Origin of the sequence: uncultured Aquincola sp. (assembly GCF_964001545.1) — a bacterium.
Classification (GTDB): Bacteria; Pseudomonadota; Gammaproteobacteria; order Burkholderiales; family Burkholderiaceae_C; genus Aquincola.
On sequence record NZ_CAXFDV010000728.1, the window covers coordinates 1 to 2219 of the forward strand.

Sequence of the window (2219 nt, forward strand, 5' to 3'; positions counted from 1 at the left end):
AAGGTCAGCAGGTCGCCGGTGTCGAAGTCGATGAACAGCAGCCCGGCGCGCTCGTCCACCATCAGGTTGCCCAGGGTCATGAACATCTGGTTGCCCGAATAGTCGGGCAGCAGCAGCGTGTGTGCGTCCTCCACCTTCACGAAGCCCGCAGGTCCGCCGCGGTGCGACACGTCGGCCCCCCCGGCCGGCCGATCGGTGGTGGCGGGTGCGCGAGTGGCGATGAACAAGGTGTCGGCCCGCGCCACCAGTGCCTGGGCTGCGGCGTCCAGCGTGGGCAGCGCCTGCGGTGGCGGCGGTGCGGGCGGCATGGCCTTGTCGGCTGGCGCCACCGGCGCGCGGCGCTGGATGTACTGCGGGCAGTTGCCCACCGATTGCGTGATGTGCACGGCAAAACCACCGGCCTGCACCGCGCCCACCACACCGTTGGCGCGGTTGCGCCGCCGCGTGGCCGGCTCGATGCCCAGCAGGCCGATCTCTGCGCCCGGATGCAGGCCGCCCGCCATCGGGTCGCCCGGCAGCGGCAGCGCGTGGATGTGCAGCTGCTGTGCATCGGTCGCCTGCACGAAGCCGGGTGCACCCGCCAGCACCGAGGCCCAGGGCCGGCCCTGCGCATCGGCCATGCCGGCCAGCAGCATGGGCAATTGCTCGAAGAAGCGCTGGTGCTGCTCGGGCAGGTGGTCGCGGATCACGCGTGGGCCGATCTCGGCCATGCGAGCCTGCATGCCGGCCAGCCGCTGCACGGCCTGCTCGCCTTCATGGAAGGGGTGGTGAAGGGTGGCCATGAGCTTCAGGCCGCCAGGCCGACCGCGGTCTTGGGCAAGGGCACGAAGCCCGGCAGCGCCTCGATGCGCTGCAGCCAGGCGCGCACGGCCGCATAAGGCGCCAGGTCCACGTTGCCTTCGGGCGCGGCGGCGATGTAGCTGTAGCCGGCGATGTCGGCGATGGTCGGCGCCTGGCCCGCCAGAAAGCTGCGCGTGGCCAGCAGCGGCTCCATCACGGCCAGCAACTGGTGGGCGCGGTTGATGGCGCCATCGGCATCGAGCTGGGCGCCGAACACCGTGACCAGCCGCGCTGCCGCCGGCCCGAAAGCGATGGGCCCGGCCGCCGCCGACAGCCACACCTGCACCGCGGCCTGTGCTTCGGGCGCGGCCGGCAGCCAGCGGCGGGCCGGGTCGTAGCGGGTGGCCAGGTACACCAGGATGGCGTTGGAGTCGTGCACCACGGTGCCGGCGTCGTCGATCACCGGCACCTGGCCGAAAGGATTCAGGCGCAGGAACTCCGGGCGCTTGTGCTCGCCCCGCTTCAGGTCGACAGCGACCAGACGATGCGGCAGACCCATCAGGCTCAAGGCCAGCTGCGCGCGATGGGCATGGCCCGACAAGGCGAAGTGGTACAGGGTGATGGGGGCGGTTGGGGTGCTGGTCATCGAAGGCTCCTGGTTGGCGCCGCCAGGCAGCGGCGGCATGGAACGCACTGTGGCCGCCAGCGGCTGGCAGCAGAAGCCGCGCGCCGCACAAGTCAGTGTTTCCGGCGCCGGAAGAATGCAACGGGGCGCTCGTTCAAGGCCGCTGATCGGCGGCCGACACTTCCCAGCTCAAGCCCTTGCGCGGCAACAGCCGGACGGCGCGGCGCTCCACATCGAACAAGGCCATGTCCTCGTCGGACACGTCGATCACATAACCGCGGGCCACGTCGGTCCCGTCGCGGGTGATAAGGACGCACCGCTGCTTCGAAGCCTGGCAGCCCAATGCAAAGTCGGCCTGCAGGTGCTGCGCCCTGGCCAGCCCGGCGCCTTCGCCCACCAAGCCGGGCACGGCGAGAAAGAGCGCGGCTGCGAACAGGCTGACCAGCGGCGCCAGCACCAGCAACACCAGGCCCAGCCCGAAGTGGCCGAGAGGCTTGCGCCAGTGGTGAGGAACCATGTGCAGGCGCTGGAAGAATGCATGGACCTTGGTTTCCACCGGCAGCAGCGCAAGGGTGATGTAGGCCGCCAACGCCGCAGCCGCGCCCCCCGCAGCCAGAGTCGTCCACGAGACCCGCGCGCCGGCGCGCGGCGGGGATGAAGCTGTGTCGGTCGTCATGCCCGGACTGTATGGGCCGCCCAGCATCACCAAAACTTGTCATCGCCCTTAAACATTTCTCGTTGGACGCTGCCCAGCCCTTGCCCGACAGTCGCTCGCAAGCCCACCTTCTTGACGAGGACGACACCGATGAAACGC

The 2219-nt window shown here is 70.1% G+C and carries 3 protein-coding genes; all 3 read right to left on the minus strand.

The genetic code is table 11. The features are described 5' to 3' along the window. A partial coding sequence (locus ABNT58_RS25590) for a pyridoxamine 5'-phosphate oxidase family protein (RefSeq protein ID WP_348756201.1) occupies positions 1-782 on the minus strand: 782 nt, incomplete at its 3' end. 5 nt (positions 783-787) lie between these two features. Then, positions 788-1426 (minus strand): glutathione S-transferase, encoded by a 639-nt coding sequence (locus tag ABNT58_RS25595; protein ID WP_348756202.1) that lies wholly within the window; start codon positions 1424-1426, stop codon positions 788-790. 133 nt (positions 1427-1559) lie between these two features. Further along, positions 1560-2108 carry a hypothetical protein gene (locus tag ABNT58_RS25600; protein ID WP_348756203.1) on the minus strand — a complete coding sequence of 183 codons (549 nt, stop codon included), beginning with the start codon at positions 2106-2108 and terminating at the stop codon, positions 1560-1562. Positions 2109-2219: the final 111 nt, after the last annotated feature.